The following is a 25,526-nucleotide window of genomic DNA, read 5'->3' on the forward strand; positions in this document are numbered from 1 at the left end:
GTCTGTTATTTCGTTCAGGCGAGGGCGTTTTCTTCCAGTTGACGCATAAACTGACGAACCCAATCCATGCGCGTCTTACGCTCGCCGAGCTCCTGGAAGAATTTCAACCGTGTCGGACCGTCGAGGCGGAAGTGCTGCGGCTGTTTTTGCAGCAGGCCAATCAGCCACGTTGGGTTGACGTGATTCTTCTCGGCAAATTCAATCACGCCGCCTTTCTCGTTGCCTTCCAGCTTACGGATCCCCAGCTTTTGCGCCTGCTGACGCAGACGGGCGATATCCAGCAGATTACGTGCTGCATCCGGTAGCAGGCCGAAGCGATCGATCAGCTCAACTTTGATCTCTTCCAACTCGTTTTCGTTCTTCGCGCTGGCAATACGCTTGTAGAAGGAGAGGCGCGTGTTAACGTCCGGGATAAAATCATCCGGCAACAGCGACGGCATACGCAGCTCAACTTCGGTTTGCTGGCTGGTTAAATCCTCCAGCGACGGTTCGCGACCCTCTTTTAGCGCATCGACGGCGTTTTCCAGCATCTCCATGTACAGCGAGAAGCCGATGGATTCCATCTGCCCGCTTTGCCCTTCGCCCAGCAGTTCGCCCGCACCGCGAATTTCGAGGTCGTGGGTGGCCAGCGCAAAACCTGCGCCCAAATCTTCCAGCGAGGCGATGGCTTCCAGACGTTTCTGGGCGTCCGGGGTCATGGCTTTAGGATGCGGCGTCAGCAGCCAGGCATAGGCCTGGTGGTGCGAACGCCCCACGCGGCCGCGCAGCTGATGCAGCTGCGCCAGACCAAAGTGGTCGGCGCGCTCGATGATGATGGTATTGGCGGTCGGAATGTCGATACCGGTCTCGATGATGGTGGTACACACCAGCACGTTGAAGCGCTGGTGGTGGAAATCGTTCATCACCCGTTCCAGCTCGCGCTCGCGCATCTGGCCGTGACCGATGGCGATACGCGCTTCCGGCACCAGTTCCGCCAGTCTATCGGCGGCTTTCTGAATATTCTCGACATCGTTGTACAGGTAGTACACCTGGCCGCCGCGCAGCGTTTCACGCAGGATCGCTTCGCGCACCACCAGACTATCGTACTCACGCACAAAGGTTTTGACCGCCAGACGGCGGGCAGGTGGGGTAGCGATAATCGACAGATCGCGCATACCGCTCATCGCCATGTTCAGGGTTCGCGGAATAGGCGTGGCGGTGAGCGTCAGAATGTCGACGTCGGCGCGCATCGCTTTAATGCGCTCTTTGTGGCGCACGCCGAAGCGATGCTCTTCATCGACGATCAGCAGCCCCAGATCGCGCAGCTTCACGTCGCTTTGCAGCAGCTTGTGGGTACCGATCAGAATATCGATTTTGCCCTCGGCGGCTTCCGCCAGGATCTGCGTCTGCTCTTTGGCGCTGCGGAAGCGGGAAAGCATCTCAATACGCACTGGCCAGTTGGCGAAACGGTCGCGGAAGTTATCATAGTGCTGCTGCGCCAGCAGGGTCGTCGGCACCAGCACCGCAACCTGCTTATGGTTCTCAACCGCGAGGAAGGCGGCGCGCATCGCGACCTCGGTTTTACCAAAGCCAACGTCGCCGCATACCAGACGATCCATCGCCAGCGGCTGGCACATGTCGCTGAGCACCGCGTTGATTGCCTGGGCCTGATCCGGCGTGGTTTCAAACGGGAAGCTGTCGCAGAACAGCTGATACTGTTCACGATCGTGCTTGAAGGCAAAGCCCTCTTTCGCTGCCCGCTGGGCGTAGATATCCAGCAGCTCCGCGGCCACATCGCGCACTTTTTCCGCCGCTTTTTGTCGCGCGCGGCTCCAGGCATCGCCGCCCAGTTTGTGCAGCGGCGCGTTCTCTTCCGCGCCGCCGGCGTAGCGGCTAATCAGGTGCAATGAGGAGACCGGTACGTACAGCTTGGCGTCGTTGGCGTAGGTGAGGATCAGATACTCGGCGGTAATACCGCCTGCTTCCAGGGTCGTCATGCCGCCGTAGCGTCCTACGCCGTGCTCGAGATGCACCACCGGCTGGCCGATGTGCAACTCCGCCAGGTTACGAATCAGGGTATCCGGGTTAATGGTCCGACGGGCATCCTGACGGCGACGCGCCACGCGCTCACCCAGCAGATCGCTTTCGCAAATCAGCGCCAGGTTATGTTGCGTATCGATAAAGCCGTGCTCGGCGGCGCCGATCATCAGATAGTGACCTTTACCGCTTGCTTCATCGAGCCGCTGAATCCGTTTTGGCGACAGCTTGATCCGCGCCAACAGTTCGCCTAACGCTTCGCGGCGGCCCTCGCTCTCTACCGAGAAGACCACCGGCCCGCTAAAGGACTCGATAAACTTACGCAGGTTATCCAGCGGCGATTTATTTTGCGCCTGGACGGAAAGGTCCGGCAGCGGCTGGAAGCCGAGGTTGGTATTCGCTGCTTTGTCTGCCAGATGCTCGGTTTTAAGCTGGATACGCGGCCATTTTTTCAGCTCGCTGTTCAGCTCTTCGGTACGCAGCCACAGCTGGGCGGGCGGCAGCAGCGGACGCATCGGATCCACGCCGCGGTTTTCAAAACGTGCCTGTGCATCAGCCTGGAAACGGTTGGCGCTGGCCTCGACGTCGCCGGTATTCACCAGCAGAGTGTTGGCCGGGAAATAGCTGAACAGCGCGGGCAGCGGCTCGCTGAAGAACAGCGGCTGCCAGTATTCGATCCCGGCAGGCAGCGTGCCTTTACTGACCTGCTGGTAGATATGCTCGGCGTCACGTTTGACCTCAAACTTATCGCGCCATTGGCTGCGGAACAGTTCGATAGCGGTTTTATCGGTCGGGAATTCGTGCGCGGGCAGCAGGTTAATGGCTTCCACCTCTTCCAGCGTACGCTGGCTGTCGACGTCAAACACGCGCAGGCTGTCGATTTCATCGTCGAAGAAGTCAAGGCGATAGGGCTGCTCGCTGCCCATCGGATAGAGATCCAGCAGCGCGCCGCGGGTGGCGTATTCACCGTGCTCCATCACCTGATCGACATGACGATAACCCGCGCTGTCGAGCTGGCTGCGCAGGGCGTCGCGCGACAGGCGCTGGCCTTTTTTCATCACCAGCGCGTGGCCGTGCAGGAAACTGTGCGGGCAGACGCGCTGCATCAGCGTGCTAACCGGCACGATCAATACGCCGCGCTGCATGGTGGGTAACTGGTAGAGCGTCGACAGGCGCGAGGAGATAATATCCTGATGCGGCGAGAAGCTGTCATAGGGCAGCGTCTCCCAGTCGGCGAGGTTCATCACCAGGCTGTCGGTAAACTGAGCAATTTCATCGTGCAGGCGCAGGGCGTTCTGCATATCCGGGGCGATTAACACCACCGGCCCCGCATGACGCTCGGCGATATCCGCCACCAATGTCGCGCAGGCCGCGCCGGTCAGTTCGCCAAGCAGGCGCTGGTCGCCGGGTTTTGTCGGTAGGGCATAACGGGCAAGTTCAGGCATAGTCAGCGCACGTTCTCCAGAAGGCCGTATTTCCACGGTAATAATATAAATTTGCTGTACTTATTATCCGTGATGGTGGCCGGAGTGCAACCGCTGAAAATGCGGGGATGGCGCGTTTCAGATCATTTGCCGCTTCTGCTGGCTGAGCTTGCGGTACTGCTGTGGCGACATGCCGACCAATTTGCTGAAGGTGCTGTAAAAACGGCTGCTGGAGCGAAAACCCGCGGTCATGGCAACGTCAATGATGGTTTTATCCGTATCGCTCAACAGCGCGCGGACGTGGTTGATGCGCATCGCCGTAATGTACTGCTTTAAGGTGAGCTGCATGACGCGCTGGAAAATGCCCATCGCGTAGTTGGCATTCAGCTTCACATGTTCCGCGACGTCATTGATGGTTAACGCCTGATCATAGTTATCGGCAATAAACCCAAGCATCTGGCTGACGTAAAACTGCGCGTGGCGCGAGACGCTGTTTTTGTGCGTGCGTGAGGTCTTATTCAGCAGGATAGGCTGCCAGCCGGAGAGGCTAAAACGCTTAAGCATCAGGGCTATTTCATCGATGGCCAACTGACGAATCTGTTCATTCGGGCTGGCAAGCTCCTGCTGCCAGCGGGTCACTTCAAAGGCGCTCAGCTGCTGAGTGGCGAGCGACTTTATCACCATGCCATGGGTGACGTAGTTGACCAGTTCGCGGTCCAGCGGCCAGGAGAGGAACAAATGCATAGGGAGGCTGAAAATAGCCATCTGCTGACAATGTCCCGGACGGGTGAGCTGGTGCGGCGTACAGGCCCAGAAGAGGGTGATATGCCCTTGTTTTATCTGCACGACTTCATTGTTGATCAGGTATTCGACGTCACCATCAAATGGCACGTTCACCTCGACCTGTCCGTGCCAGTGGCTGGCGGGCATGGCGTGCGGTGGACGGAGTTCAACATCAAGACGCTGGTATTCCGAATAGAGTGAGAGTGGGCTACGGGTCTGTTTTTCATCGCCATTGCACATGTGCGGGTCGGGCGGAAGAAGAGAGATTGGCTCGTTGCTCATGGCGGCTCCATTTCCTGATTTATCAGAATGACGTCAGAGCGGGGAGTTAACAACCGGGAAGTCGGCTGCAAAACCCATCGCTTAGTCTAATAGTAACCGCTAATTCAGGCCGTATACTCTGCTTTTGCGCTCATTTATTCCCAAAAGCTCAGATCACCCGCTGCCCGATCGCCGATCTGAGTTTATGGGAATGCTCATCGCGGAAGGTGGAAGTTTTCCCGAGTACCGCATGCCACCATGTTCTTGTCCACTTATTGTTCTGGAGAGTCATGATGACAGCACCCAAAATTACTTTTATCGGCGCCGGGTCGACGATTTTTGTCAAAAATATCCTCGGCGATGTTTTTCATCGTGAAGCATTGAAGTCCGCGCATATTGCCCTGATGGATATCGATGCCACGCGGCTGGAAGAGTCGCACATTGTGGTGCGCAAGCTGATGGATTCGGCCGGAGCATCTGGCCATATTACCTGTCATACCGACCAGCGCGCGGCATTGCAGGGCGCGGACTTTGTGGTCGTCGCCTTCCAGATTGGCGGCTATGAACCCTGTACCGTGACCGACTTCGAGGTGTGTAAACGCCACGGGCTGGAACAAACCATCGCCGATACGCTTGGGCCTGGCGGCATTATGCGCGCGCTGCGGACCATCCCGCATCTCTGGCAAATTTGTGAGGATATGAGTGAGCTGTGCCCGAATGCCACCATGCTTAACTACGTTAACCCGATGGCGATGAACACCTGGGCAATGTACGCTCGCTACCCGCACATCAAACAGGTGGGGCTGTGTCATTCGGTACAAGGAACGGCGGAAGAGCTGGCTCGCGATCTCGGTATTGATCCCGCTTCGTTGCGTTATCGCTGCGCCGGTATTAACCACATGGCGTTCTATCTTGAACTGGAACGCAAAAACGCCGACGGCGAGTACGTCAATCTATACCCGGAACTGCTGGCTGCCTATGCCGCAGGCGAAGCCCCGAAGCCAAATATTCATGGCAATACGCGCTGCCAGAACGTTGTGCGCTATGAAATGTTCAAAAAGCTGGGCTACTTCGTCACCGAATCGTCCGAGCATTTCGCTGAATATACACCGTGGTTTATTAAGCCCGGACGCGAAGATCTGATCGAACGCTACAAGGTACCGCTGGACGAATACCCGAAACGTTGCGTTGAACAGTTGGCAAACTGGCATAAGGAGCTGGAAGAGTACAAAACCGCTGAACGTATTGATATTAAACCGTCGAGAGAGTACGCCAGCACCATCATGAACGCCCTGTGGACCGGCGAGCCGAGCGTTATTTATGGCAACGTACGTAACGACGGTCTGATTGATAACCTGCCGCAGGGCAGCTGCGTGGAGGTTGCTTGCCTGGTCGATGCGAACGGTATTCAGCCGACAAAAGTGGGGTCGATTCCCGCGCACCTTGCGGCGATGATGCAGACCAATATTAACGTGCAGACGCTGCTGACGGAGGCCATTCTGACGGAAAATCGCGATCGTGTTTATCACGCGGCGATGATGGATCCGCATACCGCAGCCGTACTGGGCATCGACGAAATCTATGCGCTGGTGGATGACCTGATTACCGCCCACGGCGACTGGTTGCCAGCCTGGTTGCACCGCTAAAAAAAATGACGGCGCCGGGCAAAGTATCCGGCGCTTTACCTCTCGCTAATAACAGAAGGCGGGCACTGGTAACAGTGACCCGGTACCCTATGAGCATCTCTCTGACAACAAAACTCAGTTACGGATTCGGTGCGTTTGGTAAAGATTTCGCCATCGGCATTGTTTATATGTATCTGATGTATTACTACACCGACGTCGTCGGGCTGTCGGTTGGCCTGGTGGGCACGCTGTTCCTTGTGGCGCGTATCTGGGATGCGATTAACGACCCCATCATGGGATGGATAGTGAACGCCACGCGAACGCGATGGGGCAAATTCAAACCGTGGATCCTTATCGGTACGCTTGCGAACTCGCTGATTCTATTTTTACTGTTCAGCGCTCATCTGTTTGAAGGCACCGCGCAGGTCGTTTTTGTCTGCGTCACCTATATCCTGTGGGGAATGACCTACACCATTATGGATATTCCTTTCTGGTCGCTGGTGCCGACGATTACCCTTGATAAGCGCGAACGCGAACAACTGGTTCCGTATCCGCGTTTCTTCGCCAGCCTGGCCGGATTTGTCACGGCAGGCATTACGCTACCGTTTGTGGACGCCGTCGGCGGCGCGGATCGTGGGTTTGGTTTCCAGATGTTTACGCTGGTGCTGATTGCTTTCTTTATCGTCTCGACCGTTGTCACGCTGCGCAACGTGCACGAAGTTTTCTCCTCCGACAGCGACGCGGCTTCCGATAGTGCTCGTCTGACGTTAAAAGGGATTGTGGCGCTGATTTATAAAAACGATCAGCTCTCCTGCCTGTTGGGGATGGCGCTGGCTTACAACATTGCCTCTAACATCATTACTGGCTTTGCGATTTACTACTTCACCTACGTGATTGGCGATGCGGCACTGTTCCCGTACTACCTTTCCTACGCGGGCGCGGCGAATTTACTCACTCTAATTCTCTTCCCGAGGCTGGTGAACGCGCTGTCGAGACGCGTACTGTGGGCCGGGGCGTCAATTCTGCCGGTGATCAGCTGCATCGGGCTGTTTGCGATGGCGCTGGCGGGATATCACAACGCGCCGCTGATTATCGTGGCCGGAGTGTTCCTTAACGTGGGAACCGCGCTGTTCTGGGTTCTGCAGGTCATCATGGTGGCGGATACCGTCGACTATGGCGAGTACAAGCTCAACGTTCGCTGCGAAAGTATTGCTTACTCGGTGCAGACGATGGTGGTGAAGGGCGGTTCGGCATTTGCGGCTTTCTTTATCGCCGTGGTGTTGGGCATCATCGGCTATACCCCAAATGTGGTGCAGTCGGCGCAAACCATTCAGGGCATGCAGTTCATTATGATTGCGTTACCGGCACTGTTTTTCATCATGACGCTGGTGCTGTATTTCCGTTATTACCGCCTGAATGGCGATGCCTTGCGGAAAATTCAGATTCACCTGTTGGATAAGTATCGCAAAACGCCATCGCCTGCCGTGGCGCTGGACAATCCAGCCCCAGTGGCGAGCGTTGTACGGGATGTGAAGGCGTAATCATGGAATGGACATCATGGATTGGCTATCTGGCAGCCTGTCTCACCACGCTCTCTTTTTTGCCGCAGGCCATTAAGGTTATTGTCACTCGCAACACCCAGGGCATTTCGGGTCTGATGTACGTGATGTTTGTCTGCGGGCTGGTGATGTGGCTGGTTTACGGTTTGATGATTGAAGACAAGGCCGTGAGTATGGCGAATTTTCTGACGCTGGTGTTTGCGATGCCGATCCTTGTCATTAAGCTGCGTCGAGGGTAGGGAAACCGGCCTGCAGGAGCCATCCTGTAGGCCGGATCGGCATTGGTGTCATCTGCCCGCGTTTAACTGACGGTTATGCCAGCGAGCAAGCAGCAGCACCGTGGTCAGCGCGCCCAGCAGGGCGCAGAACATATCCGATTGCGTATCCCACGGGTCCCCCTGAGTGCCGAGGAAATCATCCGCGCCTTGCCCCATCGCCAGGGCGGCCCACCATTCAATCAGCTCGTAGGTGGCGCTAATGGCCAGCGCCACGCAGCACACCAGAAATGCCAGCATTTTAGGACCTTTGACGATACTCCCGCGCAGCAGAATTTCGCGTGCCGCCAGCGCAGGTACCAGGCCCTGGAAAAAGTGGCCGAGCTTGTCATAAGGGTTGCGGCTCAGGTTAAACCATTGCTGGACATCAAAGCCGATGGGCACCTTCGCGTAGGTATACTGACCGCCGACCATCAAAATAATGGCGTGACAGAAAATCAGCGCGTAAAGCAGCGGGGTAAGTGGATAACGGTGGGCGGTGAAAAGCAGCAACGGGACGATGATAATCACCGGCGTGACCTCCATCAGCCAGGTCACTTTTTCAGCGGCGTTAACGCCGGTGTAAACCAGAAAGAGGGCTAGCAGCAGCGCCCCCGTGCGCAATATCAGAGGGTTAACGGTGCGGTTCATCAGGCTTTCGCAAAGAGTTATGGAAAACATCACTATTGACCGTGTCGCTGAAAATTTCAACATTCGTATTCCCTTGTGATGAATTGTCAGCCTTGCGCTTACGGTTCAGTCATTTACCCATCCTGCTTTCGCTTATATACTCGTGCTTCTGCTATCAGCAACCAGACGGATTACATGTATCAACCTGTCGCACTATTTATCGGCCTGCGCTACATGCGTGGGCGAGCAGCGGACCGCTTCGGTCGCTTTGTTTCCTGGCTGTCGACAATCGGCATTACGCTTGGCGTGATGGCGCTGGTCACCGTCCTTTCGGTGATGAACGGCTTTGAACGCGAGCTGCAAAACAACATTCTGGGGCTGATGCCGCAGGCCATTCTGAGCGCTGAACAGGGTTCCCTGAATCCGCAAAAAATCCCGGAAGCGAGCGTGAAGCTCCAGGGCGTGACCCGTATTGCACCGCTCACCACCGGCGATGTGGTGCTGCAAAGCGCGCGTAGCGTCTCGGTGGGCGTCATGCTGGGTATTGACCCGGCGCAAAAAGATCCGCTGACGCCGTATCTGGTGAACGTCAAGCAAACCGATCTCACCGCCGGGAAATACAACGTGATTCTTGGCGAACAACTGGCAGGCCAGTTAGGCGTCAATCGCGGCGATCAAATCCGCGTGATGGTACCGTCTGCCAGCCAGTTCACCCCGATGGGGCGTCTGCCGAGCCAGCGCTTGTTCACGGTGATTGGCACCTTCGCCGCCAACAGCGAAGTCGATGGCTATCAGATGCTGGTCAATATTCAGGATGCCTCGCGTCTGATGCTCTATCCGCAGGGCAACATTACCGGCTGGCGTCTGTGGCTGGATAAACCGCTGCAGGTCGACACCCTCAGCCAGCAAACGCTGCCGGAAGGCACCAAATGGCAGGACTGGCGCGAGCGTAAAGGCGAGCTATTCCAGGCCGTGCGCATGGAAAAAAACATGATGGGGCTGCTGTTGAGCCTGATCGTCGCGGTCGCCGCGTTTAACATCATCACCTCGCTGGGACTGATGGTGATGGAGAAGCAGGGCGAAGTGGCGATTCTGCAAACGCAGGGGCTGACGCCGCGGCAAATCCTCACCGTCTTTATGGTGCAGGGGGCCAGTGCGGGCATCATCGGCGCGGTGCTTGGCGCGCTGCTGGGCGTGCTGCTCGCCAGCCAGCTCAATAATTTAATGCCGATTATCGGCGCGTTCCTCGACGGTGCGGCGTTGCCGGTTGCCATCGAGCCGCTGCAGGTTATCGTGATTGCGCTGGTGGCGATGGCCCTGGCGCTGCTGTCAACGCTGTACCCTTCCTGGCGCGCTGCCGCCACCCAACCCGCTGAGGCTTTACGTTATGAATAAGATCCTGTTGCAATGCGACAACCTGTGCAAACGCTATCAGGAAGGCTCGGTGCAGACTGACGTGCTGCACAACGTTAGCTTCAGCGTGGGCGAGGGTGAAATGATGGCTATCGTCGGTACCTCGGGTTCCGGGAAAAGTACGCTGCTGCATTTGCTGGGCGGGCTGGATACGCCAACCAGTGGCGACGTGATTTTCAGCGGCCAGCCGATGAGCAAACTCTCTTCGGCGGCGAAGGCCGAGCTGCGTAATCAGAAACTCGGATTTATCTACCAGTTCCACCACCTGCTGCCGGACTTTACCGCGCTGGAAAACGTGGCGATGCCGCTGCTGATTGGCAAAAAGAAAGCCGCTGAGATCAACTCGCGCGCGCTGGAGATGCTGAAAGCGGTCGGGCTGGCCCACCGTGCGAATCACCGTCCGTCGGAGCTGTCCGGCGGCGAACGCCAGCGCGTGGCGATTGCCCGTGCGCTGGTCAATAACCCGCGCCTGGTGCTGGCGGATGAACCCACCGGTAACCTCGATGCCAAAAACGCCGACAGCATTTTTAAACTGCTGGGCGAGCTGAACCAGTCGCAGGGAACGGCCTTCCTGGTGGTGACCCACGACCTGCAGCTGGCGAAACGCATGGGGCGTCAGCTGGAGATGCGCGACGGTCACCTGAGCGACCAACTGACCCTGATGGGAGCGCATTAATGGCTCCTTCGCTGTCGTTACTGATTGGCCTGCGCTTTAGCCGCGGGCGTCGGCGCAGCGGCATGGTGTCGCTGATTTCCGTTATCTCCACCGTGGGGATTGCGCTGGGCGTGGCGGTGCTGATCGTCGGCCTGAGCGCGATGAACGGCTTCGAGCGCGAGCTGAACAACCGCATTCTTGCGGTGGTGCCGCACGGCGAAATCGAAGCGGTCAACCCGCCGTGGAACCACTGGCAAAACGTACTGCCGAAAGTTGAAGCCGTGAAAGGCATTGAGGCCGCGGCGCCGTACATCAACTTTACCGGCCTGGTGGAGAGCGGTAGCAACCTGCGCGCCATTCAGGTCAAAGGCGTCGATCCGCAGCAAGAGAGTAAACTGAGCGCTCTGCCGCGCTTTGTTCAGGCGAATGCCTGGGCGAATTTTAAGGCCGGAGAGCAGCAAATTATCCTTGGCAAAGGCGTCGCCGATGCGCTGAAGGTGAAAGCCGGAGACTGGGTGTCGATCATGATCCCCAACTCGAACCCCGAGCATAAGCTGCTGCAACCGAAACGCGTGCGCCTGCACGTCATCGGTATTCTCCAGTTGAGCGGTCAGCTTGACCACAGCTTCGCCATGATTCCGATGCAGGATGCCCAGCAGTATCTGGATATGGGAGAAAGCATCACCGGTATCGCCATTAAAGTGAACGACGTGTTCAACGCCAACAAACTGGTGCGCGACGCGGGCGAGGTCACCAATAACTACGTCTATATCAAGAGCTGGATTGGCACCTACGGCTATATGTATCGCGACATTCAGATGATCCGCGCGATTATGTATCTGGCGATGGTGCTGGTGATCGGCGTGGCCTGTTTTAACATCGTGTCGACGTTAGTGATGGCGGTGAAAGATAAAAGTAGCGATATTGCGGTCCTGCGCACATTGGGCGCCAAAGACGGGCTGATTCGCGCAATTTTCGTGTGGTATGGTTTATTGGCTGGCCTGTTGGGCAGTCTTTGTGGTGTGGTTATCGGCGTGTTCGCTTCGCTGTACCTCACCGACATTATTAAGGTGATTGAAAAGATTATTGGTCATCAATTCTTATCGGGTGACATCTATTTTATCGACTTCCTGCCGTCTGAACTGCACTGGCTGGATGTCGTTTATGTGCTGGTCACGGCACTGTTGCTGAGTCTGCTGGCAAGCTGGTATCCCGCCCGCCGCGCCAGCCGTATCGACCCTGCGAGGGTGCTGAGTGGCCAGTAATTTGACGTCCTGACCGCGCGGCGTTGCTGCTGCGTGCGTCAGTTAGAGGAATGAACAATGATGCATTATGGATTTGACATTGGCGGCAGCAAAATCGCGCTGGGCGTATTTGATTCATCGCGCCAGCTTCAATGGGAAAAACGTATCCCGACGCCGAAAGAGAGCTATGAAAGCTTCCTTGAAGCGGTAACCGGGCTGGTGGCGGAAGCCGACGCACGTTTTAACTGCCGTGGCACCGTGGGTATCGGCATTCCCGGTATGCCGGAAACTGAAGACGGCACGCTGTATGCGGCGAACGTCCCGGCGGCGACCGGTCGACCGCTCCGTGCGGATCTTAGCCGTTTGCTCGACCGCGACGTACGTCTGGATAACGACGCTAACTGTTTTGCCATCTCCGAGGCCTGGGACGACGAGTTTACCCAGTACCCGCTGGTGATGGGCTTGATTCTTGGCACCGGCGTCGGTGGCGGTATCGTACTGAACGGTAAATCGATTACCGGTCACAGTTATATTACCGGCGAGTTTGGTCATATTCGCCTGCCGGTCGACGCGCTGGAAGTGGTGGGGCGTGATTTCCCGCTGGTGCGCTGCGGCTGCAGCCAGCTAGGCTGTATCGAAAACTATTTATCCGGTCGTGGGTTTGCGTGGCTGTACAACCATGTCTACCAGCAGCCGCTGACCTCGCCGGAAATTGTTGCCCTCTGGCAGCAGGGAGACGAAAGGGCGCGCGAGCACGTTGAGCTTTACCTCGATCTGCTCGCCGTGTGCCTGGGGAATATACTGACCATTGTCGACCCGGATCTGCTGGTGCTCGGCGGTGGGTTATCAAATTTTTCAGCGATCGCCGATGGACTTGCGCACCGCTTACCGCGTCATTTACTGCCTGTAGCCCGCACGCCGCGCATTGAACGCGCACGCCACGGTGATGCAGGGGGGATGCGCGGCGCTGCGTTCCTTCATCTGACCAACTAACATGGAGTAGATATGCAGTCGCGCCGCTTACATCGATTGAGCCGTTTTCGTCGGAATAAACGTCAGCTGCGCCAGCGTCTGCGCCAGCGGATTTTTTTCACGGACAGGGTGATGCCAGAAGAGATGGATAAACCAAGAGTGTTGGTGTTAACCGGCGCGGGGATTTCGGCAGAGTCGGGGATTCGAACTTTCCGGGCGGCCGATGGGCTATGGGAAGAGCATAAGGTTGAGGACGTGGCGACGCCGGAAGGCTTCGCGCGTAATCCTGAGCTGGTGCAGAGCTTTTACAACGCTCGTCGCCGTCAGCTCCAGCAGCCGGAGATTGCGCCTAACGCGGCGCACCTGGCGCTGGCCCGGCTGGAAGAGGCGCTCGGCGAGAACTTTATGCTGGTCACGCAGAACATCGACAATCTGCACGAGCGCGCGGGCAACAAAAACGTGCTGCATATGCACGGTGAGCTGTTGAAGGTGCGCTGCACCCAAAGCGGCCAGGTGTTCGACTGGCCGGGCGATTTGCCGGTAGACGAACGCTGCCACTGCTGTCAGTTCCCGGCGCCGCTGCGTCCGCATATCGTCTGGTTTGGCGAGATGCCGTTTGAGATGGACCATATCTACCTCGCGCTGTCGATGGCCGACATCTTTATCGCCATTGGTACGTCAGGCCACGTTTACCCGGCTGCTGGATTCGTCCACGAGGCTAAGCTACACGGCGCTCATACCGTGGAACTCAACCTCGAACCCAGCCAGGTCGGCAGTGAGTTTGAAGAAAAGCACTATGGGTTGGCGAGTGAAGTGGTGCCAGCGTATGTGGCGAAACTGCTGAAAGAACTGTAATCTCGCGGTGTCGATAATGAAAAAGCGGAGCCTGGGCTCCGCTTTTTTGTGGCCGTTATCCCGGTGTCGCTTCGCTCAACCGGGTGGCGGGATTAACGCCCGGCCTTCAGCTTCTGATAATACTCTTCGTACAGCGTGCTGGCAGCGCCCACATCGTTCTGCCACTCGCCTTTCTGCACGGTTTCCGCGTCCGGGTAGAGCGACTTGTCGTTGGCCACTTCCGGGCTCAGCAGCTTGCGCGCCGCCAGGTTTGGCGTCGGGTAGCCGATGGTTTCTGCAACCTGTTTAGCCACGTCCGGGCGCAGCAGGAAGTTAATCAGCTTCAGCGCGCCCGCTTTGTTTTTGGCGTTGGCCGGAATCGCCAGGCTGTCCATCCAGAAGATACCGCCTTCTTTCGGCCAGACGATTTCCAGCGGCGTACCTGCCTGACGGGCGACGAATGCCGAACCGTTCCACACCATGCCGAGATTCACTTCGCCTTCCATATACGGGTTGGCCGGGTTGTCAGAGTTGAAGGCGGCCACGTTTGGCATCAGTTTTTTCAGCTCGTTATAGGCCGCTTCAATCTCTTTCGGGTCGGTGGTGTTGCCGGAATAGCCCAGCTTGCGCAGCGCGATCTGGAACACTTCGCGAGCATCGTCGGTCAGCAGCAGGCTGCCTTTGTATTCCGGTTTCCACAGATCGGCCCAGCTGGTGACGGTTTTCGGGTCAATCGCGTCGCTGTTGACGCCAATAGCGGTCGCCCCCCAGATGTACGGAATGGAGTAGTCGTTATTCGGGTCGAACGGCTTATTGAGCATCTCCGGGTCGAGATTTTTGAAGTTACTCAGCTGCGTTTTATCGATCTTCTGAATCATCCCTTCTTTGCGCATTTTGTCGACAAAGTAGGTGGACGGCACCACCAGGTCATAGGCACCGTCTTTATAGGTCTTGAGCTTGGCGTACATGGTTTCATTCGATTCGTATGTCGAATAGATAACCTTAATGCCGGTCTCTTTGGTGAACTGTTCCAGCAGTCCGGGCGGAACATATTCCGTCCAGTTATAGAAATACAGCGTTTTGCTATCGTCCGCGTGGGCTGCGCTCATACCGAGCGCTAAAGCACCTGCCGCGAGCAGGTGGCGTGACCATTTCATCATTTTACGTCCCCTGAGTTTAGTGCCTGACCTTCAGGCCCTTCGTTTTATCACGTGCAATCAGCTGGCTGGCAATCACCATTACCAGCGACAGAACCAGCAGAATGGTAGCCAGCGCGTTCACTTCTGGCGATACGCCAACCTTCACCATCGAGTAGATCTTCAGCGGCAGAATCTCGTAGCCTGGCCCGGTGACGAACGACGAAACCACCACGTCATCCATCGACAGGGTGAAGCTCAGCAGCCAGCCCGCGGCGACCGCCGGCATAGCCAGCGGCAGAATAATTTTGCGCAGGATGGTCAACTCGCTGGCCCCCAGATCTTTCGCCGCCTCGAGCATCCGTACGTCAAAGCCTTTCAGACGCGAGAAGACGGTGACCACCACGAACGGCAGGCAGAACGTGATGTGCGAGAACAGCAGCGACCAGAAGCCGAGCTGAATCCCTATCAGCATAAACAGCACCAGCAGGGAGATAGCCATGACGATATCCGGCGACATCATCACCACAAACAGCATCCCGCTGACAAACGGTTTACCGCGGAAACGGTAGCGATAGAGCGCCACAGCGGTCAGCGAACCAATAAGCGTCGCGGCGGTGGCGGAGAAAATCGCCATCGTCAGCGAGTGTTGGGCCGCCTGCAGCAGGCTGTCGTTGTTCATCAGCAGGCTGTACCACTGGGTGGTAAAACCCTGCCAGTTGATCCCGAAACGTGAGCTGTTAAACGAGTTCACGATCAAAATGATAATCGGAATATAGAGATAAGCATAAATGGCGGTCATAAAGCCGCCGCGCAGCAGTCGACCGATCATTCCAGTTCCACCTTTTTATTCAGCAAACGCGAGGCGCGCCAGTAGACCAGCAGCATCAGCCCCATCACCACCGTCAACGTAATGCTGGTGGCCGCGCCGAAAGGCCAGTCGCGAATGTTGAGGAACTGGCTCTTAATGACGTTGCCAATCAGCAGGTTCTTCGCGCCGCCCATCAGGTCTGAGACGTAGAACAGCCCCATCGCCGGTAACATCACCAGCAGACAACCGGCGATAATCCCCGGCATGGTCAACGGAATAATAATACGGATAAAGGTTTGCAGCTTGTTGGCGCCGAGGTCTTTCGCCGCTTCCAGCAGCGGTTTGTCGAGCTTTTCGATGCTGGAGTACAGCGGCATGACCATAAAGGGCAGCAGGATATACACCAGGCCGATGATCACCGCGCTGGGGGTGAACATGATGCGTATAGGGGTATCAATGATGCCGAGCCACAGCAGGAACTCGTTGAGGTAGCCTTTGGTGCTGAGGAAAATTTTCAGCCCATAGATGCGGATCAGCGAGTTGGTCCAGAAGGGGACAATCAGCAAAAACAGCAGCAGTGGGCGCACCTTCTGCGGCAGGCGGGCAAGGAACCAGGCGAAGGGGTAGCCCAGCACCAGACACGCCAGCGTGGCGATGGCCGCCATATTCAACGAGTGCAGCAGCACCTGCGCATACAGCGGGTCGAGCAGGCGCGCGTAGTTGTCCAGCGTGAAGACCATCTGGACAAAGTTGGCATCGTCACGCGTCAGAAAGCTGGTGACGATGATCATCAGGTTGGGCAGGAACACAAACAGCACAAGCCAACCGACGATGGTGGCAATCACCACGTTCTGGAACTTACTTGTGCTCTTCATCAGCCAGTACGACCTCCCAGCTTTCGACCCAGTTAATCGCCATTTTCTGGTCCAGCGAGTGGTCGAAATCAGGATCGTCTTCGTTGAAGAATTCGCTGACCATCACCATCTTGCCGTTTTCCAGTTCGACAACCGACTCCAGGGTCATGCCCTTGTAGTTGCGTTCACGGATATAGCCGATAAGCCCTTCCAGCTCGGTACCATCGTGGATCTCATCGACGCGGAGATCTTCCGGGCGCAGCAGAACGTGGAGCTTTTGTCCCGCGGTGACCGGGAAGTTGACGTAGATATTGCACTCGCGACCTTCCACGTTGGCGCGCACGCGCTGCTCGTCAAGGCGCTCAATGACGGTCGCATCGAAGAGATTAATCTCGCCGATAAAGCCCGCCACAAACAGGTTTTTCGGCTCTTCGTAGATTTCACGCGGCGTGCCGTCCTGCTCAATTTTACCGTCGCGCATGACCACGATGCGGTCTGACATGGTCAGCGCTTCTTCCTGATCGTGGGTGACGAAGACAAAGGTGATGCCGAGCTTACGCTGCAGGGCCTTTAGCTCGTTCTGCATCTGCTTACGCAGCTTGTAGTCGAGTGCGGAGAGCGACTCATCCAGCAGCAGCAGGCTAGGCTTATTGACCACCGCGCGGGCGATGGCGACGCGCTGCTGCTGGCCGCCGGAAAGCTGATGCGGTTTACGTTGTGCGAACTCTTCCAGTTGGACCATACGCAGGGCGTCAAGCACTCGCGGCGTAATTTCGCTGGCCGGCGTTTTTTGCATGCGCAGGCCAAACGCGACATTGTCGAAAACGGTCATGTGCGGGAAGAGCGCGTAGCTCTGGAATACGGTATTGACGTGGCGATCTTCAGCCGGAACGTGGGTGATATCCTGGTTTTCCAGGTGGATCTGCCCGGCATCGACGCTCTCCAGCCCGGCAATCAGGCGCAGGACGGTCGTTTTGCCGCAGCCCGAGGGGCCAAGCAGCGTGAGAAACTCGCCGTTATTGATGGTCAAATCGAGATCCGAAATGACCGTTTTACCATCGAAGTCCTTGCGAATCCCCACCAGTTCCACCAGCGGTGACAGCGAACGCGATTTTGTATTCAATTTATTACTCTGTCCCATGTAAACGCATCGAAAAAATCTGGCGATGCGGGGTTTGTGGTTAACCACCTTTAGACGTTTAGAGGTCTGATACGTATTAATAAGGGCTGGCATTCTACGGCAAACGTGCTCAATCGCCAATCCTTGTTAAACTTACTATAGGAATATCTGACGATTAGATGCCGTTCGGGGAAAAAAAGTTGCCTTTGCCGGGCTAAAAGTGACCTGACGCAATATTTGTCTTTTATGGCTTATTGATAATGTTGTCACAAAAAGTGAGGGTGGCTACATGGATAAATTGCTTGAGCGTTTTTTGCAGTACGTTTCTCTGGACACGCAATCGAAGCCCGGCGTGCGTCAGGTGCCGAGTACCGAAGGGCAGTGGAAACTGTTACATCTGCTCAAAGAGCAATTAGAAACGATGGGGCTGGTGAACGTTACGCTGAGCGAGAAGGGCACGGTCATGGGCACCCTGCCTGCGAACGTCAGCGGCGACATTCCGGCGATTGGTTTTATCTCCCATGTGGATACCGCACCGGATTTTAGTGGTAAGAACGTTAACCCGCAGATTGTGGAAAACTATCGCGGTGGCGATATCGCGCTGGGCATCGGTGATGAAGTGCTTTCGCCGGTGATGTTCCCGGTGTTGCATCAACTGTTGGGTCAGACGCTGATTACCACAGACGGCAAAACGCTGCTTGGCGCCGATGATAAAGCCGGCATCGCCGAAATCATGACCGCGCTGGCGGTGCTGAAAGGCCAGAACATCCCGCACGGGGATATCCGTGTGGCCTTTACACCGGATGAAGAAGTGGGCAAAGGGGCGAAACACTTCGACGTTGAAGCGTTTAACGCTCAGTGGGCCTATACCATTGACGGCGGCGGCGTGGGGGAACTGGAGTATGAAAACTTCAACGCAGCGTCGGTCACTATCAAAATTGTCGGTAACAACGTCCACCCGGGCACGGCCAAAGGGGTAATGGTGAATGCGCTGTCGCTGGCGACGCGCATTCATGCGGAAGTGCCGGCCGATGAAAGCCCGGAAAAAACCGAAGGCTATGAAGGTTTCTATCATCTCACCAGCATTAAGGGCACGGTTGACCGCGCGGAAATGCACTACATCGTGCGCGATTTTGACCGCAAGCAGTTTGAAGCCCGCAAGCGCAAGATGATGGAGATCGCCAAGAAGGTGGGCAAAGGGCTGCACCCGGACTGCTATATTGAGCTGATTATCGAAGACAGCTACTACAATATGCGTGAGAAGGTGGCGGAACATCCGCACATTGTCGATATCGCCCAACAGGCAATGCGCGATTGCGATATTGAGCCCGATCTCAAGCCGATCCGCGGCGGCACCGACGGCGCACAGCTGTCGTTTATGGGACTACCGTGCCCGAATATTTTCACTGGCGGCTATAACTACCATGGCAAGCACGAGTTCGTGACCCTGGAAGGAATGGAGAAAGCGGTGAAGGTGATTGTGCGTATCGCCGAGCTAACCGCGAAACGCAGCTAAAAAATAACCCGGGGTCGCTTGCGAACACCCGGGTTATTTCATCTTACTCCGCGAAGAACCAGTATCCGCTGTTGACCAGCGCGGTCAACATCACTAGGAACGACGGGTCGTCCAGCGCCTCGCCGAAGTGCTGACTCTCCAGCATAATACTGCCCGCCATCGCATCCAGTGCATGTTGGTGCGGCGAATCTACTTTCTCGCCGTTAACGAAGAAGTCATCGCCAATGCGGATGACCCGCAGCCCGCCCAGGCGCTGTAACATATCGCCTTGCTGCAGCGCGTCGTAAATCTCATCCGGCTGATACGGCGGCTCCGGCGGCGCAACGTCAAGCTCGTGGCGCGACTGGCTGATAAATTCCCCCAGCCACTGCTGGAAATGCTCAGGCTGCTGTATCAACCCCAGCATCATATCGCGCAGGCGATCGACCTCTTGCGGCAGCAGATCTGCCGGGTGGTCGCGTGCCGGAACGTCCGGGTCGCTGTAGTGCTGGTTGCCCAGATCGCGTTGCAGAATATAGTCGGCAAAGCCGCTAATCAGCTCGCGGCTGTTTGGCGAGCGGAAGCCCACGGAATAGTTGAGCGAGTTTTCCAGCGCGTAGCCTTCGTGCGGGAATCCCGGTGGAATATAGAGGATATCGCCGGGCTCCATCTCTTCATCAATGATGGCGTCAAACGGCTGCACCTGGAGCAGATCCGGATGTGGGCAGTGTTGCTTGAGCGTGGTTTTCTCGCCCACGCGCCAGCGGCGACGGCCAGTGCCCTGGATAATAAACACGTCATACTGGTCGACGTGCGGGCCAACGCCGCCGCCGGGGACGGAGAAGGAGATCATCAGATCGTCGATACGCCAGTCGGGTAGGGCGCGGAACGGGCGCATCAGCGCGCTGGAAGGTTCGTGCCAGTGATCAACGGCCTGGACCAGCAACGACCAGTTGCTCTCGCCCAGATGATCGTAGCTTTCAAACGGACCGTGGCTGACCTGCCAGTCACCGTCAAGATGACTCACCAGTCGGCTATCAACCTCATTTTCCATCGCCAGACCTGCCAGTTCATCCGGTGAAATGGGGTCAATAAAATTGGCGAAGCCGCGTTTAAGCACGACCGGTCGTTTTTGCCAGTAGCGCGCCAGAAAATCGGGCCAGTTTAACGTTAAGTGGTATTCCATATGACTTTTTCCGCAGCAGATGTATGTCCGGATTATACATCTTATTCACAAAACTACCCTGCTGCGGAAACAGAATTTACCCTTCGTGACCGTCCAGATTCTGATGACCGAAGATCACTTCCATTTTCGCGCCGCCAAGGAGGCTATCGCGGGTCACAATCTGGCCGTCATACTGCTCGACGATATCACGGACAACGGCAAGGCCAACGCCCTGTCCTGGGCGCATGGTATCGGCGCGCTGACCGCGGTCGAACACGATATCGCGTTTGCTCTGCGGAATGCCTGGGCCATCATCCTCAACGATAATATGCAGGTAATCATCGGTCTGGCGGGCGGAAACCTCGACAAATTCAAGGCAGTATTTACAGGCGTTATCCAGCAGGTTACCCATCACTTCCATAAAGTCGTTTTTCTCACCGGCAAAGGTGATTTCCGGTGAAATATCCAGCGTGATATTTACCCCTTTGCGCTGATAGACCTTATTGAGCGCGGAAGTCAGGCTATCGAGCAGCGGCGCCACCGGGTGCAGTTCACGGCTGACCAGCGTACTGTCGGTGCGCATACTGGCGCGATGCAGGTAATAGCCGATTTGCTGCGAGATCCGGCTGATTTGTTCCAGCATCACCGGCTCTGCCTCGCTGACGGTGATTTTTTCACTGCGCAGTGAACGCAGCGAGCTTTGCAGCACTGCCAGCGGCGTTTTCAGGCTGTGCGTCAGGTCGGTGAGGGTGGTGCGGTACTTATCATAGCGTTCGCGCTCGCTTTTCAGCAGCCGGTTGAGGTTGCGTACCAGGCTGGTCAGCTCGCGGGTGGTGTCCGGGTTGAGGTGTTCACGGTGGTGATCTTCTAGCTCACGCACTTCACGGGTAAGGTCGGCGATGGGGCGCAGGCTCCAGTGAGCGGCAATCCACAGCAGCGGAATCACCAGCAGCAGGTTAGCGGCCAGCACGTAGGAGAACCAGCTCCAGACCATGTAGGAGCGTTTAAGCTCAATGGGCACGGTGTCCACCACCACGATGGTGAGAGCGGGCATCGTACTGGTCGCCGGGTAGCTATTGACGGCCACCGAGTGCGTCATCTCAGAATCATCGCCGGCTTGCTGCATTTCACTGAGTTCTTTTTGAATCTCGTGATTGCCGTGAAGGAGCGAACTGGAGGAGGTTGCATTGGCCTCAATCTCATAAAACCCATTGCCTTTCAGCCACTCGGGTTGAATGCTTTGGGTCAGCCACGGCAGATTTTTTTGCTGCCACAGCAAATTTCCCTTGTCGCCGTAAATCAGCGCCACCGTCGGGCCCTGCATATTCAGATTATCGGGGATCTCTACGTCCAGCGTATTGTTTTCCCATCTGGCGAGGGTATAGAACAGGTTGCTCTCGCCGCGTAGCAGACGAAAAGTTGTTTTATCAAAGCTGACGCTGTAGCCCACCAGCGCCACCATGCCGTAGGCCAGCGACAGAACGATAACCACGGCGGCCGTCGCCAGCAGAAAGCGCATCCGCAGCGACAGCGGCAGAATATGCCGTCGGATATTTTTCATTCGCGAAGTTCGAACAGATAGCCCTGGCCGCGTACGGTAATAATGACGTCCTGCGGGTACTGAGCCTGAATTTTTTTACGCAGGCGGCCCATCAGCACATCGATAGTGTGACTTTCGCGCAGCTCGGCGTCCGGATAGAGCTGAAGCATTAAAGAATCTTTACTGACCACTTTGCCATTATTGCGGATCAGCGTTTCCATAATGGTGTATTCGAAGGCGGTGAGTTTGATCACTTCTTCATTAATGGACAGTTCGCGACGTGAAAGGTCCACCTGGAACGGGGGTAAAGAGATCACCTGCGAGGCATGGCCGCTGTTACGACGCATCAGCGCCTGCATGCGGGCGGCAACTTCTTCAATATGGAACGGCTTGGTGACGTAGTCGTCAGCACCAGCGCTCAGTACCTCCACTTTGTCCTGCCAGCTTTCACGCGCGGTCAGCACCAGAATCGGTAGCGAAATATCATGGCTGCGCCAGCGGCGAATCAGCGACAGGCCGTCTTCATCCGGCAACCCAAGGTCGACAATGGCAATATCGGGAATATGCTCGCCTAAAAAATAGTCTGCTTCCTTCGCATCTTCTGCGGCATCCACCTGATGGCCCATTTCCTGGAGCTGAACTTTCAGGTGATGACGTAACAGAGCGTTGTCCTCTACGACGAGTACGCGCATGCTGTTTCTCCATTAAATTAACGACGTGAATAGTTTAGCGCTAAATATTGCTACAAACCACATGATGTTGAAATCACATGATTTTTATCTCTACGGTTATGCCGGAGCCCCACATCATAAACCATACGTGCATTTTCGCGTTCCTGCTGACGATCTCATTGATTGACAACGCTCTGGCTCACTTTTGCTCATTTAATCTGGTGCCCTTTCCAGGGTGTGTGAACTATAAACTGACTCCCATTCGTAAGCTTAAGCATTTCTGATAAAACCAACGTTTGTTTATTTACTGTTGAAGGCATCCGGACCCGCTATCACGCCTTTGAAACGGTGTTGGTAAACGATTTATAGACTATGGTTATTTTTATGGTTGCTAAGCAGACGAAGCATTAGTGCTAATGCATAATGGTGAAAAGATAACGTATGGCAACTATCAGATTTCGCAACTAAATTTGTTAAAATCGTGATTATTATGTTGAGGAACCACCTTGAAGAAGAAAACCAGTTGTTTAGTGATGAGTAGCATCCTTGGAGGTGCTGGCATGCTGGCTTCTCCATTGGCATTGGCGGATTGTACCGATCCATCGGGTGCGACGGTAACCTGTAGTAACAGTGTTACGACGCCACAAATATTTCGCACTGACGGGCAAAGTGTCACTGTTGCCCAGGGAACGCAATTTACAACCACTGGGAGTGATACTGCTATCCATTTTGGCAGCCATAAAGCAAGTTTGCTGAATAATGGGAACATCACTTCCGATGGTGATGGGATTCGTTTTTTCTCGACAACTAATTCCAAAGTTGAAAATAAGGGGACCGTGACAACTTCAGGTGCCCGCACTAATGCTATCAATGTTGCAGAAGTGGCAGATAGTGAAGTCTTAAATACCGGTAAATTGGTGACAACGGCCGATGAGGCTAATGGGATTTTTTTAAACGTTGTTTCAGGTAGCTCTATAACCAATAACGGCAATATTACAACCTCAGGGGCGAATGCTGATGGTATTAATGCAAAATCCTTCCAAAGTAGCCTTATTGCAAATAACGGTAATATCACGGTTAATGGTGCCGGAAGCAACGGTATTTATGCCGGGAGTAACGTAACGGATACGACCCTGCAAAACCTGGGGAATGGTGTTATTTATGCCCCGAATGGAACGGGTATTACGGTGACTGAGACTGCCGCAATAAATACCCTTCTCAATGCCGGTATTATTGATGGTGGCGTGGCAGGGGTATCGTTAGGAGGGTCCTCTCAGACCGGAACATTAGTTAATACAGGCACTATCATTGGTGGTGGTAGCGGCAATGCCGTGGTGTTAACGGATACTGCGAAGGTGAACCAGTTCGAGAACAAGGGGTTAATTGGCGCACTAACGGGTGATGCTATTCAGGTTGCCAGCACCAGTACAATTGCCGGGGACATTAATAACCAGGGGATTATTATTGGGCGAGTTAATGCCCCGAACAGCGCGATGAGTAACAGCGGTATTTTTGAGTTGCTCAGCAGCCAGCAGCCCTCAACGGTTAATACTTACGTTCAAAATAGCAATGGTGTGCTGGCGTTGCAGGCAGACAGCACCAGTAGCTATGGACAGTTAAATGTCGCCGGGAATGCTTCACTGAATGGACGGACCGTGGTGATCACCCGTGGTAGCACAAGTTTTGCTGATGGCGATGAACTGGCTGATGTCGTAACGGCGAGTAATATCACGGGTTCACCATCGGCGGTACTGGATGACTCGCTTCGTTATCAGTTTATCCAGGTGCAAACCGGAAGTAGCTACTCCCTGAAAATTGCCGAGACCAAACTCACTACCGTCAATAACGCCATTACTAATACCAGCCAGAACACGTCATTGGTTGGTGTTGGGACCGTGGTGGATAACATTATCAACAACAATAACACCAGTTCCCAGAACTGTACCGGCGCTCTGGCGAGTACGGTATGTGCCATCACCTCGTCATTTAATGCCGGCCAGGTTCACAAAAATGTGGTTCAGCTTGCTCCGTTGATGGATGGCAGCATGCCATACATTGAAATGAATAATCTGCGCGCATTTGGCGATATCGTAAACAGCCGTCAGGAGTCCGTTCGCGGTCAGGGTTATACCAACGAATTTAATCCTGAAAAATACCTGTGGATCCGCCCGGTTGGACGCTGGGATAACCAGTCCAACCGTGGCGATTACGCAGGTTATAACGCCGATACCCGTGGGATCGCCATCGGTGCGGATGGCCTGATATTAGACAAAACCCGTCTTGGCCTGGCGCTGGGCATGAGTCGAACAGACGTTAACGATACCTCGGATGACATCCGCCATGATGCGCGTGTGGATAGCTGGAATATTCTTGCTTATGGCGGCTATGATTTTACGCCTGACACGGCTGTAACCTGGCAAACTGGCTTCGGGCGAAATAATACGACCGGCAATCGTTATTTGAATATTGAAAACCCTACCGATGGAAGCACTGCCTACAATGGCGTCGCACACTCAGATTACGACAGTGATACGTTCCAGGCCGGGATAGGGCTGCAAAGCACTTTCCACCCCATGGATGACGTTATGCTGACTCCTGAACTGCGTACTGATTACTATCGCGTGAAGGATAAAGGTTACCAGGAGACTGGCGCCGACGATGTCGGCCTGAAGGTGGGAGGGGTCACAACCGAGGCCCTGGTGGTTTCCAGCAAGTTGAAAGCGGGCATCAAGCTTTCGGAGATTGTTGATGTACATGGTTATGTCGGGGCGGGTTACGATACAAAGAACGATCGTAGCAAAACCACGGCGGCATTTATTGGCGCAGCGGACACGCCGTTTACCTATCATGGTATGAGTGAAAGCCCGTGGATTGCGATGGCCGGTGTTGGTGTGACGGCCAGATTCACAGATGTGCTTGATGGCACCGTACAGTATGATGCGAATCAGCGAACACAATTCACCAGCCAGAGCATTAGCCTGAAGGTGCGTTACGCGTTCTGATTACCGTTGAAATAGCTGATTAGCCAGTGACGATTGTTGCTGGCTTTTTTTATTGCAATAAG

General features: G+C 55.4%; 20 protein-coding genes. 10 read left to right on the forward strand and 10 right to left on the reverse strand.

What is annotated here, in order from left to right:
- Nucleotides 1-14: 14 nt before the first annotated feature.
- Nucleotides 15-3,461, reverse strand: a complete 3,447-nt coding sequence (mfd, locus tag NNN71_RS12810; RefSeq protein WP_249021999.1) for a transcription-repair coupling factor — start codon at nucleotides 3,459-3,461, stop codon at nucleotides 15-17.
- A gap of 117 nt (nucleotides 3,462-3,578) precedes the next feature.
- Nucleotides 3,579-4,505 (reverse strand): transcriptional regulator MelR, encoded by a 927-nt coding sequence (gene melR / locus NNN71_RS12815; protein ID WP_271458629.1) that lies wholly within the window; start codon nucleotides 4,503-4,505, stop codon nucleotides 3,579-3,581.
- Nucleotides 4,506-4,774: 269 nt separating this feature from the next.
- On the opposite strand from melR, the gene NNN71_RS12820 reads away from it, so the two are divergent.
- The 3 genes from NNN71_RS12820 to NNN71_RS12830 all read left to right on the forward strand — a co-directional run bounded on the left by NNN71_RS12820 (nucleotide 4,775) and on the right by NNN71_RS12830 (nucleotide 7,907).
- Nucleotides 4,775-6,130, forward strand: coding sequence for an alpha-glucosidase/alpha-galactosidase (locus NNN71_RS12820; RefSeq protein ID WP_271458630.1), 1,356 nt, complete (start codon nucleotides 4,775-4,777; stop codon nucleotides 6,128-6,130).
- An 89-nt stretch (nucleotides 6,131-6,219) separates the two neighbouring features.
- Nucleotides 6,220-7,650, forward strand: a complete 1,431-nt coding sequence (gene melB, locus NNN71_RS12825; RefSeq protein WP_271458631.1) for a melibiose:sodium transporter MelB — start codon at nucleotides 6,220-6,222, stop codon at nucleotides 7,648-7,650.
- Nucleotides 7,651-7,652: 2 nt separating this feature from the next.
- The gene (locus NNN71_RS12830; protein WP_163448086.1) at nucleotides 7,653-7,907 is read left to right on the forward strand and encodes a SemiSWEET transporter; all 255 of its coding nucleotides are present in this window, start codon (nucleotides 7,653-7,655) and stop codon (nucleotides 7,905-7,907) included.
- 48 nt (nucleotides 7,908-7,955) lie between these two features.
- On the opposite strand, the gene NNN71_RS12835 is transcribed toward NNN71_RS12830, so the two are convergent.
- Nucleotides 7,956-8,573 carry a DUF2238 domain-containing protein gene (locus NNN71_RS12835; protein ID WP_163448136.1) on the reverse strand — a complete coding sequence of 206 codons (618 nt, stop codon included), beginning with the start codon at nucleotides 8,571-8,573 and terminating at the stop codon, nucleotides 7,956-7,958.
- A gap of 174 nt (nucleotides 8,574-8,747) precedes the next feature.
- Here NNN71_RS12835 and lolC point away from each other — a divergent pair, with 174 nt between their 5' ends.
- From lolC to cobB, 5 genes are read left to right on the forward strand one after another with little or no spacing between them, the layout of a single operon-like run.
- Complete coding sequence (gene lolC / locus NNN71_RS12840; RefSeq protein WP_163448085.1) at nucleotides 8,748-9,947, forward strand: lipoprotein-releasing ABC transporter permease subunit LolC; 1,200 nt, start codon at nucleotides 8,748-8,750, stop codon at nucleotides 9,945-9,947.
- A complete protein-coding gene (lolD, locus tag NNN71_RS12845) occupies nucleotides 9,940-10,641 on the forward strand; it encodes a lipoprotein-releasing ABC transporter ATP-binding protein LolD (RefSeq protein WP_064549182.1) in 702 nt (233 codons plus the stop codon). Before lolC ends, lolD begins: the two co-directional genes overlap by 8 nt.
- On the forward strand, nucleotides 10,641-11,885 hold the full coding sequence (lolE, locus tag NNN71_RS12850) for a lipoprotein-releasing ABC transporter permease subunit LolE (RefSeq protein ID WP_163448084.1): 1,245 nt from the start codon (nucleotides 10,641-10,643) through the stop codon (nucleotides 11,883-11,885). The genes lolD and lolE overlap by 1 nt, the downstream gene beginning before the upstream one ends.
- 60 nt (nucleotides 11,886-11,945) lie before the next feature.
- Nucleotides 11,946-12,857: an N-acetylglucosamine kinase gene (gene nagK / locus NNN71_RS12855; RefSeq protein WP_271458635.1), complete on the forward strand. Its 912-nt coding sequence runs from the start codon at nucleotides 11,946-11,948 to the stop codon at nucleotides 12,855-12,857.
- 12 nt (nucleotides 12,858-12,869) lie between these two features.
- The gene (gene cobB / locus NNN71_RS12860; protein ID WP_163448083.1) at nucleotides 12,870-13,691 is read left to right on the forward strand and encodes a Sir2 family NAD+-dependent deacetylase; all 822 of its coding nucleotides are present in this window, start codon (nucleotides 12,870-12,872) and stop codon (nucleotides 13,689-13,691) included.
- 92 nt (nucleotides 13,692-13,783) lie between these two features.
- Here cobB and potD read toward each other — a convergent pair whose 3' ends face one another.
- From potD to potA, 4 genes are read right to left on the reverse strand one after another with little or no spacing between them, the layout of a single operon-like run.
- A complete protein-coding gene (gene potD / locus NNN71_RS12865) occupies nucleotides 13,784-14,830 on the reverse strand; it encodes a spermidine/putrescine ABC transporter substrate-binding protein PotD (RefSeq protein ID WP_064549194.1) in 1,047 nt (348 codons plus the stop codon).
- A 16-nt stretch (nucleotides 14,831-14,846) separates the two neighbouring features.
- Complete coding sequence (gene potC / locus NNN71_RS12870) at nucleotides 14,847-15,638, reverse strand: spermidine/putrescine ABC transporter permease PotC (protein WP_163448082.1); 792 nt, start codon at nucleotides 15,636-15,638, stop codon at nucleotides 14,847-14,849.
- On the reverse strand, nucleotides 15,635-16,492 hold the full coding sequence (potB, locus tag NNN71_RS12875) for a spermidine/putrescine ABC transporter permease PotB (protein ID WP_163448081.1): 858 nt from the start codon (nucleotides 16,490-16,492) through the stop codon (nucleotides 15,635-15,637). The genes potC and potB overlap by 4 nt, the downstream gene beginning before the upstream one ends.
- Nucleotides 16,476-17,612, reverse strand: a complete 1,137-nt coding sequence (gene potA, locus NNN71_RS12880) for a spermidine/putrescine ABC transporter ATP-binding protein PotA (RefSeq protein WP_163448080.1) — start codon at nucleotides 17,610-17,612, stop codon at nucleotides 16,476-16,478. Before potA ends, potB begins: the two co-directional genes overlap by 17 nt.
- A gap of 268 nt (nucleotides 17,613-17,880) precedes the next feature.
- Between potA and pepT the strand changes: the two genes are divergently transcribed.
- Nucleotides 17,881-19,107 (forward strand): peptidase T, encoded by a 1,227-nt coding sequence (pepT, locus tag NNN71_RS12885; RefSeq protein WP_271458632.1) that lies wholly within the window; start codon nucleotides 17,881-17,883, stop codon nucleotides 19,105-19,107.
- A gap of 43 nt (nucleotides 19,108-19,150) precedes the next feature.
- Here the strand turns inward: pepT and NNN71_RS12890 are convergent, their stop codons facing one another.
- From NNN71_RS12890 to phoP, 3 genes are all read right to left on the reverse strand, one after another.
- Entirely contained in the window at nucleotides 19,151-20,272 is a 1,122-nt protein-coding gene (locus NNN71_RS12890; RefSeq protein ID WP_167576175.1) for a ribosomal protein uL16 3-hydroxylase, read from the reverse strand.
- 76 nt (nucleotides 20,273-20,348) lie between these two features.
- Nucleotides 20,349-21,812 carry a two-component system sensor histidine kinase PhoQ gene (phoQ, locus tag NNN71_RS12895; protein ID WP_271458633.1) on the reverse strand — a complete coding sequence of 488 codons (1,464 nt, stop codon included), beginning with the start codon at nucleotides 21,810-21,812 and terminating at the stop codon, nucleotides 20,349-20,351.
- Nucleotides 21,809-22,483 carry a two-component system response regulator PhoP gene (gene phoP, locus NNN71_RS12900; RefSeq protein WP_167576173.1) on the reverse strand — a complete coding sequence of 225 codons (675 nt, stop codon included), beginning with the start codon at nucleotides 22,481-22,483 and terminating at the stop codon, nucleotides 21,809-21,811. The genes phoQ and phoP overlap by 4 nt, the downstream gene beginning before the upstream one ends.
- 485 nt (nucleotides 22,484-22,968) lie before the next feature.
- Here phoP and NNN71_RS12905 point away from each other — a divergent pair, with 485 nt between their 5' ends.
- Nucleotides 22,969-25,464: an autotransporter family protein gene (locus NNN71_RS12905; RefSeq protein WP_271458634.1), complete on the forward strand. Its 2,496-nt coding sequence runs from the start codon at nucleotides 22,969-22,971 to the stop codon at nucleotides 25,462-25,464.
- Nucleotides 25,465-25,526 lie beyond the last annotated feature (62 nt).

The organism is Kluyvera sp. Awk 3 (genome assembly GCF_028069715.1).
In the GTDB taxonomy this organism is placed as follows: domain Bacteria; phylum Pseudomonadota; class Gammaproteobacteria; order Enterobacterales; family Enterobacteriaceae; genus Kluyvera; species Kluyvera georgiana_A.